Source organism: Citrobacter sp. wls714 (assembly GCF_005281025.1).
Taxonomy (GTDB): domain Bacteria; phylum Pseudomonadota; class Gammaproteobacteria; order Enterobacterales; family Enterobacteriaceae; genus Citrobacter; species Citrobacter werkmanii.
This window is the reverse complement of record NZ_SZWZ01000002.1, coordinates 79,333-93,701: the sequence shown is the minus strand read 5'-3', so window position 1 is coordinate 93,701 and position 14,369 is coordinate 79,333. Positions and strand designations below refer to the sequence as shown.

General features: G+C 50.6%; 13 protein-coding genes. 2 read left to right on the top strand and 11 right to left on the bottom strand.

Going from position 1 to position 14,369, the window contains the following annotated elements; genetic code table 11:
* The first annotated feature begins 257 nt into the window (after positions 1-257).
* Complete coding sequence (locus FDX11_RS00540) at positions 258-1,517, top strand: dicarboxylate/amino acid:cation symporter (RefSeq protein WP_003833882.1); 1,260 nt, start codon at positions 258-260, stop codon at positions 1,515-1,517.
* Between the two features lie 76 nt (positions 1,518-1,593).
* Here FDX11_RS00540 and cheW read toward each other — a convergent pair whose 3' ends face one another.
* The 6 genes from cheW to flhD form a co-directional block, all read right to left on the bottom strand.
* Positions 1,594-2,097, bottom strand: a complete 504-nt coding sequence (gene cheW, locus FDX11_RS00535; protein ID WP_003034638.1) for a chemotaxis protein CheW — start codon at positions 2,095-2,097, stop codon at positions 1,594-1,596.
* Between the two features lie 20 nt (positions 2,098-2,117).
* Entirely contained in the window at positions 2,118-4,154 is a 2,037-nt protein-coding gene (gene cheA / locus FDX11_RS00530) for a chemotaxis protein CheA (RefSeq protein ID WP_137397273.1), read from the bottom strand.
* 4 nt (positions 4,155-4,158) lie between these two features.
* Positions 4,159-5,088: a flagellar motor protein MotB gene (gene motB, locus FDX11_RS00525; protein ID WP_123267400.1), complete on the bottom strand. Its 930-nt coding sequence runs from the start codon at positions 5,086-5,088 to the stop codon at positions 4,159-4,161.
* Positions 5,085-5,972 carry a flagellar motor stator protein MotA gene (motA, locus tag FDX11_RS00520; RefSeq protein WP_016153442.1) on the bottom strand — a complete coding sequence of 296 codons (888 nt, stop codon included), beginning with the start codon at positions 5,970-5,972 and terminating at the stop codon, positions 5,085-5,087. Before motA ends, motB begins: the two co-directional genes overlap by 4 nt.
* A gap of 124 nt (positions 5,973-6,096) precedes the next feature.
* On the bottom strand, positions 6,097-6,681 hold the full coding sequence (flhC, locus tag FDX11_RS00515; protein ID WP_008785071.1) for a flagellar transcriptional regulator FlhC: 585 nt from the start codon (positions 6,679-6,681) through the stop codon (positions 6,097-6,099).
* The gene (gene flhD, locus FDX11_RS00510; protein WP_003034622.1) at positions 6,678-7,019 is read right to left on the bottom strand and encodes a flagellar transcriptional regulator FlhD; all 342 of its coding nucleotides are present in this window, start codon (positions 7,017-7,019) and stop codon (positions 6,678-6,680) included. Before flhD ends, flhC begins: the two co-directional genes overlap by 4 nt.
* A 793-nt stretch (positions 7,020-7,812) precedes the next feature.
* Between flhD and uspC the strand changes: the two genes are divergently transcribed.
* On the top strand, positions 7,813-8,241 hold the full coding sequence (gene uspC, locus FDX11_RS00500) for a universal stress protein UspC (RefSeq protein ID WP_123267401.1): 429 nt from the start codon (positions 7,813-7,815) through the stop codon (positions 8,239-8,241).
* A gap of 17 nt (positions 8,242-8,258) precedes the next feature.
* Here the strand turns inward: uspC and otsA are convergent, their stop codons facing one another.
* The 5 genes from otsA to FDX11_RS00475 all read right to left on the bottom strand — a co-directional run bounded on the left by otsA (position 8,259) and on the right by FDX11_RS00475 (position 14,271).
* Complete coding sequence (gene otsA, locus FDX11_RS00495; protein ID WP_123267402.1) at positions 8,259-9,680, bottom strand: alpha,alpha-trehalose-phosphate synthase; 1,422 nt, start codon at positions 9,678-9,680, stop codon at positions 8,259-8,261.
* Positions 9,655-10,458, bottom strand: coding sequence for a trehalose-phosphatase (otsB, locus tag FDX11_RS00490; RefSeq protein ID WP_137397272.1), 804 nt, complete (start codon positions 10,456-10,458; stop codon positions 9,655-9,657). The genes otsA and otsB overlap by 26 nt, the downstream gene beginning before the upstream one ends.
* A gap of 175 nt (positions 10,459-10,633) precedes the next feature.
* Entirely contained in the window at positions 10,634-11,620 is a 987-nt protein-coding gene (gene araH / locus FDX11_RS00485) for an L-arabinose ABC transporter permease AraH (protein ID WP_137397296.1), read from the bottom strand.
* Positions 11,621-11,634: 14 nt separating this feature from the next.
* The gene (gene araG, locus FDX11_RS00480; protein WP_137397271.1) at positions 11,635-13,149 is read right to left on the bottom strand and encodes an arabinose ABC transporter ATP-binding protein AraG; all 1,515 of its coding nucleotides are present in this window, start codon (positions 13,147-13,149) and stop codon (positions 11,635-11,637) included.
* Between the two features lie 132 nt (positions 13,150-13,281).
* The gene (locus FDX11_RS00475) at positions 13,282-14,271 is read right to left on the bottom strand and encodes an arabinose ABC transporter substrate-binding protein (protein ID WP_079939946.1); all 990 of its coding nucleotides are present in this window, start codon (positions 14,269-14,271) and stop codon (positions 13,282-13,284) included.
* Positions 14,272-14,369: the final 98 nt, after the last annotated feature.

The following is a 14,369-nucleotide window of genomic DNA, read 5'->3' as shown; positions in this document are numbered from 1 at the left end:
ACACCATAATTATCATGCAAATAACATTTATATTCATCGGTGAGCACGGTCAGATTGGCTGAAACACGCTTTTTTGTGTGATTGAGATCACACAATCACTTTGTAAATACCACAACAAAATGGATAAAAAATTAAAAAAAGTTGTATCCGCTTACGCTTTAATCCAATTTATATGATGAATACTTCGTTACCACTTAATAAGTATAAAAAATGAGTAACCGATCAATAAATGTTAAATCCTTACTGAGGGCTTTTTAGTGGCAAATGCAAACAAACTCACGTTGTTTATCGTGATCTTCATGCTGGCGGGGATCCTGTCGGGTGCGGTGATCCACTCTTATGCCTCCCCCGGCGTTGTAACCGCCTGGGCCGATAATATTACGCTTCTCACCGACATCTTTTTACGTCTGATTAAGATGGTGATCGCGCCTTTAGTATTCAGCACCCTGACCGTTGGTATTATGCGTCTGGGGGAAACGTCCACCATCGGTCGTGTGGGCGGGAAAGCGATGATCTGGTTTATCAGCTCTTCTATATTGTCTATTCTGGTCGGTCTGTTTGTGGTTTCCCTTGAGCAACCCGGCAGCGGGCTGAACCTGGCGATCCCACTGGAAGCCACCGACACGGGTCTCGCCGTGGGCGGCATGAGCCTGAAAGGTTTTCTGACGCATACCATTCCAACCAGTATCGCCGAAGCGATGGCTAACAATGAGATCCTGCAAATTGTGGTGTTCTCGATGTTCTTCGGTATTGGTGGCGCATCCCTTGGTGAGAAATTCAACGCCCCGCTGGTTGCGGCGCTGGATGTGGTTTCCCACATTATGCTGAAAGTGACCGGCTACGTGATGTACGTTGCACCGCTGGCTATTTTTGCCGCCATCTCTTCCGTCATCTCCACCCAGGGGCTGGGGATCCTGCTTAACTATGCGTCGTTTATCGGCGGCTACTATGTGGCGATTTTACTGACCTGCCTGGTTCTGCTGGCGGTGGGTTATGTCATGCTGAAAAAAGAGGTATTTCGCCTGGTAAGCATGCTGAAAGACCCGGTTCTGGTCGCATTCACTACCAGCAGCTCTGAGGCCGCTTATCCGAAAACGCTGGAGCAATTAACTAAATTTGGCTGCTCACCCAACATCGTGTCATTCGTGCTGCCTATCGGTTATTCGTTTAACCTGGTTGGTTCCATGGTCTACTGTTCATTTGCCTCCATGTTTATCGCGCAGGCCTATAATATTCACCTCTCCTTCGCAGAAATCACCGTCCTGATGCTGACGCTGATGCTGGCGTCCAAAGGGATTGCCGGTGTGCCGCGTTCAGCACTGGTGGTGCTGGCTGCAACCATCCCGAGCTTTAATATTCCGGTCGCCGGGATCCTGTTACTGATGGGAATTGACCACTTCCTGGATATGGGACGTTCAGCAATCAACGTATTAGGTAACGGGATTGCAACGGCGATGCTGGCGCAGGATGAAGGTTTACTGGAAGAAGAACCGGAGCTGGTTGAGCGGGAAGCGTAAGAGGGAAATCTGCCGGATACGCTACGCTAATCCGGCCTACAACAGCAATCATTGTAGGCCGGATGAGTTATGGCGATTATGCGACGTGGGAAGCGGCAATATCCAGCAGCGCCATTTCTTCGCTGTTCAGCAGCTTCTCAATGTTGACCAGAATCAGCATCCGGTCACCCAGCGCACCCAATCCCGTCAAATATTCCGTCGACAGCGTGACCGCAAACTCTGGTGCCGGACGGATTTGATCCGTCGTCAGCGACAGGACATCCGAGACGCCGTCTACCACAATCCCAACCACCCGCTGACCCAGATTCAGCACAATCACCACGGTGTTTTCGTTGTAATCCACATCGCTCTGGCTAAATTTCACGCGCAGGTCGACGATAGGCACAATCACACCACGCAGGTTCGTGACACCTTTGATAAACGCAGGTGTGTTAGCGATGCGCGTTACCTGATCATAACCACGGATTTCCTGCACTTTCAGGATATCGATACCGTACTCTTCATCCCCCAGCGTAAACACGAGGAATTCCTGACCTGACGGTTCGCCGGCCAGTTTAGTTACATTACTCATACCGGTCATATTATTCCCTTCTCACTCAATCAGGCGGCTGTGATCGCCACACGTTGTTCGCGGTTTAACCCCTGCAATGCAGAGACATCGACAATCAGCGCGACGCTGCCGTCGCCGAGGATCGTTGCAGCAGAAATACCTGGTACTTTGCGGTAGTTGCTTTCCAGGTTTTTGACCACCACCTGGTGTTGGCCAATTAACTGATCGACCAGCAGCGCATAGCGACGTCCTGCACTTTGTAAAATCACTACAATGCCCTGAGTTGCTTCTGTTTTTGCGCCTTCAACCTCGAAGACTTTCCACAGCTCAACCAGCGGTAAATATTCGCCACGCACTTCCAGCACGCGCTCTCCTCCGGCCAGTGGATGGAGATCTTCTTCGCGCGGTTGCAGCGATTCCATCACGGCATTCAGTGGCAGAATGAAGACCTCATCCGCCACGCGCACGGACATCCCGTCGAGGATCGCCAGCGTCAGCGGCAGCAGAATGCGAATAGTAGTCCCCTGTCCCTGTTTAGACTGGATCTCAACATGGCCGCCCATCTCCTGGATATTTCGCTTTACCACATCCATACCCACGCCGCGTCCGGAAACATCCGTCACCTGTTCGGCGGTCGAAAAGCCTGGCGCGAAGATCAACATACCCACTTCGTCATCGCTCATGTTTTCGTGGATCGGCATGCCCTGAGAGACAGCTTTAGCCAGGATACGTTCGCGGTTCAGGCCAGCGCCATCATCGGTCACTTCAATACAAATATTCCCGCCCTGATGCTCCGCGGAAAGCGTCAGATTGCCAATTGGGCTTTTGCCGGATTCAAGGCGTTTTTCCGGCAGCTCGATACCATGGTCGAGACTGTTACGCACCAGGTGCGTCAACGGATCAATGATGCGTTCAATCAGGCTCTTATCGAGTTCGGTTGAGCTACCTACCTGCGTCAGCTCGACCTGTTTACCCAGCTTACCGGCCAGATCGCGCACCAGACGAGGGAAACGGCTGAACACATACTCCATTGGCATCATACGAATCGACATCACCGACTCTTGCAAATCTCGGGCGTTACGTTGTAACTGACCCATACTGGTGATGAGATCGCCATGATTGACAGGATCCAGTTCGTTAGAGCGCTGGGCCAGCATCGACTGCGTGATCACCAACTCACCGACCAGGTTAATAAGCTGATCAACCTTTTCAACCGCTACGCGGATACTCGTCGACTCGCTGGCGCGGGCTGGTTTTTCACGTTCCACGCGGCTATGTGGTGCTTCACTGGCGGTAGCTTTCACCGCAGGTGCCACAGCAACCGGCTGCGGCTCAGTGACAACAGCCACCTCTTCAGGTTCAACTGCCACAGGCGCTGCACTGACGGTTTCGAATTCAATTTGGTCAGCTTCAATGACAAAGCAGAGCACCGCGATGATGTCATCTTCTGCAAGGTTGCCATCAAGCGTTGCTGATAACGTGTCGCTACCTTTTACCACATCGGTTAAGGTCGCCAGATTCCCCAGTTCCTCTTCCAGTAAATCCACTTCGCTGGCTTTCAGACGCGAGAGAGTAATGCGTTTTTTACTCTCTTCACTGGCGGATTCTGGCTTTGCAACCGCCTCTTCCTGCATCGCGGCGCTGTCAACAACGCTCAGTTTTGCTGAGTTGACTACTGCCGGTGCGGTTTCACCTTTCGCTTCGAGCGCTAACTGCCGTAATGCCTGGCAGATGTACTCAAAACTTTCGGCATCAGGCTCCACTGAGCTTTTATAGGCGTCGAGCTGTTCCTGCATAATATCTTTCGTTTCCAAAAACAGGTTGATAATGTCGGCATTGAGCTGCATCTCGCCACGCCGCGCTTCATCCAGCAGGTTTTCCATCAGATGGGTCGTTTCCTGCAAAATGGTAAAGCCGAAGGTGCCCGCCCCGCCTTTAATCGAGTGCGCTGCACGAAAAATGGCATTCAGCTGTTCGGAATCCGGGGCTTCAGGAACCAAATCAAGAAGGTGTTGCTCCATATCAGCCAACAGTTCGTCAGCTTCATCAAAAAATGTCTGATAAAAATCGCTAATATCCATGCTCACGCTATCACCTCGGATTGGCTGGTGGCGATGTGGGAACGCTTACCGGCGGGAGTTCCGCTGGCCGTTGTAAGACACTTACCGGCTCATTCTGGCTTTCAGCGTTTTCATGCAAAATGGCCTCTTCTGCCTGCTTATTGAGAACCAGCAGGCTAATACGGCGGTTGATAGCGTCTTCGGGACCGCGATCGCTCAGACGCATCGTGGCGGCCATACCTACCACACGTAATACTTTTCCATCATCCAGACCGCCGCTAACCAGCTCGCGACGCGATGCATTTGCGCGATCGGCGGACAATTCCCAGTTGCTGTACCCTTTCTCACCATTCGCGTAAGGGTAATCATCCGTGTGACCGGAAAGGCTAATCCGGTTAGGGATCCCGTTGAGCACCGGAGCAATCGCGCGCAGGATATCGCGCATGTACGGCTCAACTTCAGCGCTACCGGTCTTAAACATCGGGCGATTCTGACTGTCGATAATCTGTATCCGCAGCCCTTCCTGAACTAAATCAATCTTTAAATGCGGACGCAGCGCTCGCAGTTTGGGATCGGATTCAATCAATTGATCGAGATCGCCGCGAAGTTTGCTCAAGCGGCTTTGTTCCATACGTTTTCGCAGGTCATCAATATTCGGCTGCTTGTTCACCTCGCCCTGCTGCTGGGTGTAATCATCCCCGCCGCCTGGAATCGGGCTTTGGCTATTCGAAATACGATTTCCCCCGGTCACTGCTGTGGCCAGCGGCGTACGGAAATATTCGGCAATCTGGATCAATTCTTTAGGGCTGGAAATAGAAATGAGCCACATCACCAGAAAGAAGGCCATCATCGCGGTCATAAAATCGGCGTAGGCGATTTTCCACGAACCATGCGCCCCACCACCGTGACCTTTATGTTTGCGTCGCTTTACAACGATAATGGGATGGGCCTGATTTTTCATGCGTCCTCGGTCGTCTGCTGCGCAGTTGGATTTCTCACCGCACGAACATGCTCTTCCAGCTCGATAAACGATGGTCGTTCGCTGGAATACAGAGTCTTACGACCAAACTCGACGGCAATTGGCGGCGCGTAACCATTCAGATTGGAGAGCAGCGTTATCTTCACGCACTGCATCATTTTGGTTGTTTCAGCGCTTTTCTGCCGCAGAACGCTGGCAAGCGGAGAAATAAATCCATAGGCCAGTAAAATACCGAGGAACGTCCCTACCATCGCATGCGCAATCAGCGAACCCAGCTCAGCCGCCGGACGATCGGCAGAAGCCAGCGCATGGACAACCCCCATGACCGCCGCCACAATGCCGAACGCCGGTAATGAATCACCCACCATTGCCAGACTGTTAGCCGGAACTTCGGCCTCACTTTCGTGAGTCTCAATTTCTTCGTCCATCAGCGCTTCAATTTCAAACGTATTCATATTGCCGCTGATGATCAAACGCAGATAATCGACAATGAAATCAAGCATTACGGCATCCGCAAGAATGCGCGGATAGCTAGCGAAGATTTCGCTCTCTTTGGGGTTTTCGATGTCGCGTTCAAGCGAGAACATGCCCTGCTGACGTGACTTGGCCATCAGGCGATACAGCAGCGCCAGCAGATCCATATACATCGCTTTGGTGTATTTTGAACGACGAAAAAGCATCGGGATCGCTTTCATCGTCCCTTTGATGGCTTTCCCGTTATTGCCGACGATGAATGCCCCAATACCCGCGCCACCGATAATCACCAGCTCAGCCGGTTGATAGAGTGCCCCAAGGTGTCCGCCGGTCATCATGTAACCGCCGAAAACTGTACCAATAACAACCAGGTAACCTAATAAGATAAGCACGACATCATCCTTTCGCAATTGACTATGACAGGATGCGCAGTCGGGCAATTAACGTAAGGTCAGGACAAAAAAAAGCAGCGGTAATCGCTTACCGCTGCTGGAGTGTTTATCCACACCGTATCAGTTAAACAGCCTGTTCGATCTGTTCATCCAGCAGTTGTGGAATAATATCGGCAGCATTCTGGGAAAGTTTACGTCTTTTTACGGCCCGTGATGGCGGCTGACATAAACTGCAGGCAAAGCTACCTGCGGGTTGGTGTGCGTGGGTGATAAAATTCCCACCGCAGCAATTGCATTGGGACAACTCCAGCAATCCGCTGTCGACAAAACGAACCAGCGTCCATGCGCGAGTTAGCGCCAGCAGCGGCCCCTCTTCCGGCTGCGGGCACTGCTCAAGATATAAACGGTACGCTTTGATCACGGCATCCACGCCGCTGCACAAACCGGTTTTGAGCAGGAATTGCCATGCGTTGCAAAACATTGAAGCATGAATGTTTTGTTCCCACGTCATAAACCAGTCGGTGGAGAACGGCAGCATCCCTTTTGGCGGAGGGCTACCGCGTAATTCTTTGTACAGCTTGATAAGTCGACCACGGCTTAATTGCGTTTCGCTTTCCAGCATTTGCAAACGGGCGCCCAATGTGATTAATTCCATTGCTAACTGGATATCACGCGCTTCCTGAACAATGCTTTTTTCGCTCATCATCAAGCCCTTTTCTTACGTGCTGCATCATCAATGTCGCTTAACAGGCGTGTTGAAAGCATGATACCGGTATGAATTTGCTGAAGATCGTCAACGCGGGAGTCTTGCGTCAGGCGAGTAACAGTCTGGTGATCGTCGAAACGGAAATGACATACCAGTTGGTTTGTTTCGGCCAGTTTGACCATTTGAGGAAGTGTTAATGTTGCCAACGTGTCCGCCATTTCCTCGCTGATACCAAGGCGAAACATCGCAGATGCTTTGTCCTGAACGATCAAACGCTGTGCAAGCAATAAATATGACAAATTGATGTCATAAATGTGTTTCAGCAACTCGGATGTATGCATTATTTGCATCCATAATAACCAACATTGTTTTCATGCGGCAAAACCGCACCCCGTGATGTCACCGGGAAGGCCCGGTAAAAAAAAGCAAAAGGTCAAATACATAGCAGCGTGACGACACTTACGCGTTGTCTAAACATTCCCTTTTAAGAAGGCAGCGTCCCTTACAAGCTCACATCAATTCTTACAAATGTCTAAGATTTTTCCTAATTCGACGCAACTCTACCCGCCGTCAGTTACACATACAACGGAGCTATGCTGCGAAATTAAAGAATATGTGATCGAGATCACATAAACCAGCCAAACACTTAACATAAATCCATCAGCGCGGCTTTTACTTTGCTTATTTTTTGACCCCGCATTGTTCATTTCAATTCCTGGCGTACGAATATTCTTTCATTAAAAGCGAATAGTATTTTGTTCACAAACGTTAATATCACGTCGTGAAATAGCGAGTTGGATCACATATTTAATGCAAAACACCATTTTAATTAAATGCTTTGTAAACAAAGACTTAAATAATAAGGTTGATTAATTAATACCAGACAGTGATAACCGCTTAAATGTTAAAATATGTTTGTTTTTTATTAACACATTGTTTTCATTAGCAGTGAGTTTTACTTAAGTTACCTGAACATATCTGCAACCAATATGAATCGATTATTCTATTTATAAGAATAATTAATGAATAATCACGATGACATTCACACTATGAAGGAAGGAAACGTTGCAGTATGGAGTAAGCTGAGTAAAGCTGAAAAATCCTCTCATAATTCTTGAAAAAAAGGAGCGAGTTATGAGCTATTCGCACATTCTTGTTGCTGTTGCCGCCACCCCTGAAAGTCAGCAGTTGTTAGCCAAGGCGGTTTCTATCGCTCGCCCTGTCAACGCCCGAATTAGCCTGATTACACTGGTCTCAGACCCCGAACTGTATAACCAGTTTGCTGCCCCCATGCTGGAAGACCTGCGTGAAGTGATGCAGGAGGAGACTCAGGATTTTATCGACAAGCTCAGCAAAGAAGCAGAATACCCCATTGAACATACCTTCATTACCTATGGGGCTCTGAATGAACATATCCTGGATGTCTGCCGTAAACACGCTGTTGATCTGGTCATTTACGGCAACCATAACCACAGTTTTTTTTCGCGCGCGTCCTGTTCAGCGAAAAGCGTGGTCGGAGCCAGCCAGGTGGACGTTCTGTTAGTTCCGCTGGCTGGAGATTGATCTTCATTTTTTGAAGGTCACGCCAGTTTAGAGCAGGAAGAAACGTTACCTGGCAATGGCTGTTTACTCTGGCGTAGGGACACTTTTTCCAGATCGCAAATGAACTGCGCCTGCCAGCTGTCGATATCATTTTTAATGATCGTTTCAAGCATCTCAGCGTGGCGGGAAATACGCTCAGCAAGTGGCATCGTCAGCGCCTGGTTTAATGCGCCTGCCACTTCATCCCGATCATAAGGATTAACAATAAGCGCGGAAGTTAACTCATTCGCCGCCCCGGCAAATTGCGATAACACCAACACACCAGGATTAGCAGGATCCTGTGCGGCCACAAACTCTTTTGCCACCAGGTTCATACCATCGCGCAACGGGGTCACCAATCCTACGTCAGAGTAGCGGAAGATCTTCATCAGCAATTTACGATCAAAGTACTGGTTCAGATAGTAAAGCGGCGTCCAGCCTAGTTGCCCATATTTGCCGTTGATTCGCCCTGCTTCTGTTTCCAGTTGGTGGCGAATATCCTGATAAGCCTGCACCTCTTCACGCGAAGTCGGCGCTATTTGCGTATAGCGAATTTTACCGTGGTGCTGCGGATAATGTTCCAGTAAAGCCTCATAGGCCTGAAAGCGCTCCGGCAAGCCTTTGGAGTAATCCAGACGCTCCACGGAGAAAATATTCTGCACATTTTTAAGCTCCGCTTTTAGCTGTGCCAGTTTTGGCGGCAGCGGTCCGGACGCCTGTCGTGCAATCTCATCAGGTTCAATACCGATGGGATAGACCTGAGTGCGAAACGCTTTTCCCCATGCCTGGTGGTGCTTATCTTTATGCGTGGACACCCGAGTCTGGGCTGCGAGACAGTCCAGAAAAGCCTGACGATCGTTTTCGGTCTGGAAACCGAGTAAATCGAAATCACACATCTGCTCAAGCAGCGCCTGATGTGGGGGGAGCGCATTAAAAATTTCCGGCGTCGGAAAAGGAATATGCAGGAAAAAACCGATGCGATTACTCACGCCTCGCTTACGTAACTCGCAGGCAAACGGCAACAGATGGTAATCATGAACCCAGATAATATCGTCATCGCCAAGCAGCGGCAGAAGTTTATCCACCAGTAAGGCATTAACCCGTTGGTAGCCTTCCCAGGCAGAGCGCTGAAACTGTACCAAATCGAGGCGATAGTGAAACGCAGGCCATAAAACGGCATTTGAAAACTGGCAGTAATACTCTTCGTAATCTTGCTCACTCAAATTAAACGAGGCCCAGGTGATATTGCCACGCGTGACCTTTTTTAACGGTTTATCTTCATTACCTGTATCACCACTCCAGCCAAACCACAAACCACCAGCAGCTTTTAACGCGCCCAGTACACCGACCGCGAGCCCACCCGCGCTCCCTTTATCATCTGGTGAGGCGATACGATTAGATACTACGACTAAACGACTCATAGCCACCTCTTCTGTTATTCGTTGCTTTCGATTCTTGCTGCGAAGAGTTAATTTGCTCCAGCCAGCGCCAGACATCACTCACGCCATCCAAACGCCATGTCGCCTGCGTCGGCCCGATCCCCACCTTTACGGAAATACCACCAGCGCGGTTAACCACAGCAAATCCTGTTTCATCTGTCAGGTCATCACCGAAAAACACAGGGATCCGGCCTGCAAAAGGCGCTTCCTGCATAAATGCAGCTATCGCGTCGCCTTTATTGCTGCCCTTAGGCTTTATTTCCACGACACATTTTCCGTGCTGCAGAGCAAGTTGCGGCCATCTACGCGTGATGTGTTCAGCCAGGGTAATCAGCGCCGCTTCGTGTTCGGGTGCCTGGCGATAGTGCAACGCGAACGCCATGCCTTTGGTTTCCAGCGTTGTCCCCGGTAACGTCACCAACGCTGCGTGTAATAACGCCCCGGCTTCACGCTCGATACCTTCAGGCAGATGTACTATGTGCGTTTGACCATTGATATCACGGCGTTCTGCCCCATGCACTCCGGCAAGCGGAAAACGAAACGGAGTAGTGAGTGCGTCAAGCTCAGCCATTGAGCGCCCTGAAATCAATGCCAGCGCATCCGCATTATGCGTCGCTAACTGATGTAAACATTGCAGGATTGTCTTAGGGACAACGACCTGGTCGGGAAAGGGTTTAATCTCAGCAAGTGTCCCATCGAGATCAAAAAAATAAGCACAGTTTGCAGATTGTTCAGGGGGTAAGATCAGTGATGCTGTCACCCGGTTATCCTCCTCATCATGGTCAGAACGCCACGCGGATCGCGGCGTATAGATGATGTATGACGGATATAAGTATAGACAGTGTGACCATGCTCGCCATTTGGAAAAACAATCGCCAGCCGGGTAGCGGCTGGCGATGGGCAGAAGCTAGACTAAAAAGTTGGGGTTTAAATCATCAAACGGTACGCTTCGCTTTTTGCTTGTAACGGTCGAAGATCACCGCCGCCAGCAGGATGAGGCCGCGTACTACATACTGCGCGAACGGAGAGATATTCAGCAGGTTCATCGCATTCTCAACTGTACCCAGGATCAGCACCCCGGCCACCACATATGAGATTTTTCCGATGCCGCCTTTAAGCGAAACGCCCCCTAGCACGCAGGCTGAAATCACGATCAACTCATAACCGATTGAGGTCATGGGCTGGCCGCTGGTCATACGCGATGCGAGGATAATCCCGGCAATGGCGGAGACCAGACCGGATAGAATAAAGATAATAATCTTGGTACGAACAACCGGAACCCCAGCCAGGCGTGCCGCCTCTTCATTGCCCCCAATGGCCAGCGTATTACGCCCAAACGTGGTTTTGTTCAGCAGTAAGCCAAAGACAATAAAACAAACCACTGTGATCCAGATAGGCGCCGGCAGACCAAACCAGTTAGCATAGCCGAGTGTGAAGAAACGCTCGTCTTCAATTCCGACTGCCTTGCCGTCGGAGATAATATAGGCCAGACCACGTACAATCTGCATTGTCGCAAGAGTAGTGATCAGGGCGTTAATTTTTAACCGCGCAATCACGAACCCATTCACCAGACCACACAGAATACCGAGCAGCAGCCCGGCAGCCACGCCAATCCACAGACTTTCGGTCATGTTAATGACCACGGCAGTGGTAACACCAGCACAGGCAATCACAGATGCGACAGACAGGTCGAAATCACCGGATGCCAGGCAAAACAGCATCCCGCAGGCAACCATACCCGACATCGATACCGCCAGCCCTAACCCCTTCATGTTGATGAAAGTAGCGAAGTTTGGCACAAAGAGGGAACAAACCAGGAACAGCACGGCGAACACCACCAGCATGCCGTATTGATCCCAAATGCGGCCCAGATTTAGCGCCGACTTCTCTGCGCCAGAACCCGATGTAGAAACGGAAGACATCATACTCTCCTTATTCAGGCTACAGCCTGGCTGACTTTAGGCATAGCAAGGCTCAACGCCTGGCGCTCATCCGCCTGTTCATGAAGTAACTCACCGGCAATTTCGCCTTCTCTCATCACCACAATACGGTCGGCGACACCGAGCACTTCCGGCAGGTCACTGGAAGCAAACAATACGGCCACACCGCGCGCTGCGAGGGCATAAATCACGTTGTAAATTTCATGCTTGGCGCCCACATCAATGCCGCGTGTAGGCTCATCCAACAAAATCACTTTCATCTCTTCCGATAACCAACGACCAAGGATAGCCTTCTGTTGATTACCGCCGGAGAGGTTCATGATCAGTTGCTCTGCACCCGGCGTTTTGATGTTGAGTGAACGAATATGGTGATCGGCATTGGTCTCTTCCCAGCCGTTGTTGATCACGCATCCCCCCAGAACATGCTTACGCCGTGCACTAATGTTGATGTTGTTGCGCACTGAATGGACCGGAATGATCCCTTCGGCTTTGCGATCCTCCGGGCACAGCATCATCCCTGCTGCAATGGCATGGCTTGGTTTACGGATATCGATAGGCTGTTCATCAATAAATACCTGGCCCGCCGAGATACGCGTACCGCCGAACAACCCTTTCATTAATTCGCTACGTCCGGCCCCCACCAGACCAAATAGCCCGACAATTTCACCGCTTCGCACAGATAAACTGATTGGCGTACGCACGCCTGGAGCTTTGACTTCATGCAGCCGCAGACGCTCTGTGCCATACGGCCTGGATTTCCAACCATAGATATCTCCGAGGTCGCGCCCGACCATCGCCTGCACCAGCGCATCATGATCAACCTGCTGCATATCCGTGAACGTTTTGACGTAATGACCATCTTTAAACACGGTAATGGCATCGCTGAGGGCAAAAATCTCCTCCATACGGTGCGAAACGTACAGAATGATGCGTCCTTCGTTGCGCAGCTCACGGATGACGCGAAATAAATTCTCAATCTCGCGAGCCGACAAGGAGCTGGTGGGTTCATCAAAGGCGATAATTTTGGCGTTTCGCGCCAGCGCTTTTGCAATCTCCACCATCTGCCACTGACCAATGGAGAGGTATTTCAATGGGGTATCGGGATCAATATCCATTCCCAGATGCTTCAGCTGGATTCCTGCTTCATAGTTCAGCAGCGAGCGGTTCACAATCCCGCCTTTGTGCGGTAACTGCCCTAAATAAATATTCTCGGCAACGGTCATTTCCGGGACGAGATGAAGTTCCTGATAAATAATGGCGACACCGGCATTGAGTGCGGCAGTGGTATCCGCGAACGAAACCTCCTGTCCGCGGATCGTCAAAGATCCCGTCGTTGGCGCATAGTTACCGCTGAGAATTTTTAAGAGTGTTGATTTCCCGGCGCCGTTTTCGCCCATCAGCGCATGCACCTGTCCGGCATAGCAGTCGAAACTGATATCCGTCAGCGCCTTAACGCCCGGGAACGTTTTGCCAATGCCGCGAAATGATAGATACGGGGTAGACTGTTGCATAACGTCTCCGTGAGTCAGGATTTTGCCGGCCAGGAAAACCGCCGGACGTAGGCCCGGTAAGCACAGCGCCACCGGGCATTGCGCCGGATGGCGGCTTCGCCTTCTCCGGCCTGCAACATGGCAGCATTTCTGTTACTTACCGCCTAAGCCTTTCTTCGCCAGCTCTTCTTTGAAGTTATCGCGGGTAATCAGCACCACATCTGTCACTTCAGTGAATGCCGGTGGCTCTGCACCTTTCGTTACCCAGTTGTAGAGCATTTCACTGGATTTGTAGCCGTGCACGTCCGGGCTTGGCAGCAGTGAGCCGTAGAACCCAGTCGCTTCGCCTTTAGACAGTTCGCTAACCGCGTCAACGCCGTTAATCCCGATACCAATCACGTTTGGCGCTTTGAAGCCCTGCCCTTCGGTCGCACGTACGCCACCCAGCACGGTGTTGTCGTTCATGCCGACAATCAGCCAGTTTTTGACTTCAGGATGCTGAACCAGCATGGAGTTGGCGGCGTCGAATGCGCCGGGGATGTCATTCGATTTTGTTGGGACCTGGTAAATCTGTTTTTCCGGGAAGCCTGCGGCTTTAAGTGCTTCCATTGAGCCAGAAGTACGACGACGTGCGGTATCCAGTTCGTTGGCGGTAATGGCCATTACGGCGGAGGATTTCACATCCCAACCGCGTTTTTGCATCTCCTTGTACAGCTCCTGACCCTGGCGCTCACCAATTTTGGTTGCCGCCATCATCACCAGCGGTACGGTATCCATCGGCTTACCTTTCGCGTTGGCAAACTGATCATCGACGGCAATGACTTTCATATCGTAGCCACGCGCTTTAGCCATAATGGCTGGCCCCAGTTTTGGATCTGGCGTGCAAATCACAAACCCTTTTGCTCCACTTGCAGCCAGGCTGTCGATGGCGTTCAGGGTTTTCTCGCCATCCGGAACGGCAATTTTAATCACCTCAAAACCAAGGTCTTTACCGGCTTTATCGGCAAATTTCCATTCCGTCTGGAACCACGGTTCTTCCGGCTGTTTGACCAGGAAACCGAGCTTCATGGATTCAGCGATAGCGGATTGTGACATAATGGCAGCCAGACCGATGGCAGCCAGCGCTTTAGTGAATTTGTGCATGGTTAACTCCAGCTTTAACGTTCTTTTATGTAGGGTAAAATCAGACGATTTTTTGTAATTCGGACGTAAAACAAGGCATTACCTTTTATTGATAAGAT

Excerpts from the sequence above, each read along its gene's own strand:
- cheW (WP_003034638.1), bottom strand. The coding sequence starts at position 2,097 with ATGACCGGTATGAGTAATGTAACTAAACTGGCCGGCGAACCGTCAGGT.
- motB (WP_123267400.1), bottom strand. The coding sequence starts at position 5,088 with ATGAAAAATCAGGCCCATCCCATTATCGTTGTAAAGCGACGCAAACAT.
- flhD (WP_003034622.1), bottom strand. The coding sequence starts at position 7,019 with ATGCATACATCCGAGTTGCTGAAACACATTTATGACATCAATTTGTCA.
- uspC (WP_123267401.1), top strand. The coding sequence starts at position 7,813 with ATGAGCTATTCGCACATTCTTGTTGCTGTTGCCGCCACCCCTGAAAGT.
- otsA (WP_123267402.1), bottom strand. The coding sequence starts at position 9,680 with ATGAGTCGTTTAGTCGTAGTATCTAATCGTATCGCCTCACCAGATGAT.
- araH (WP_137397296.1), bottom strand. The coding sequence starts at position 11,620 with ATGTCTTCCGTTTCTACATCGGGTTCTGGCGCAGAGAAGTCGGCGCTA.
- araG (WP_137397271.1), bottom strand. The coding sequence starts at position 13,149 with ATGCAACAGTCTACCCCGTATCTATCATTTCGCGGCATTGGCAAAACG.
- FDX11_RS00475 (WP_079939946.1), bottom strand. The coding sequence starts at position 14,271 with ATGCACAAATTCACTAAAGCGCTGGCTGCCATCGGTCTGGCTGCCATT.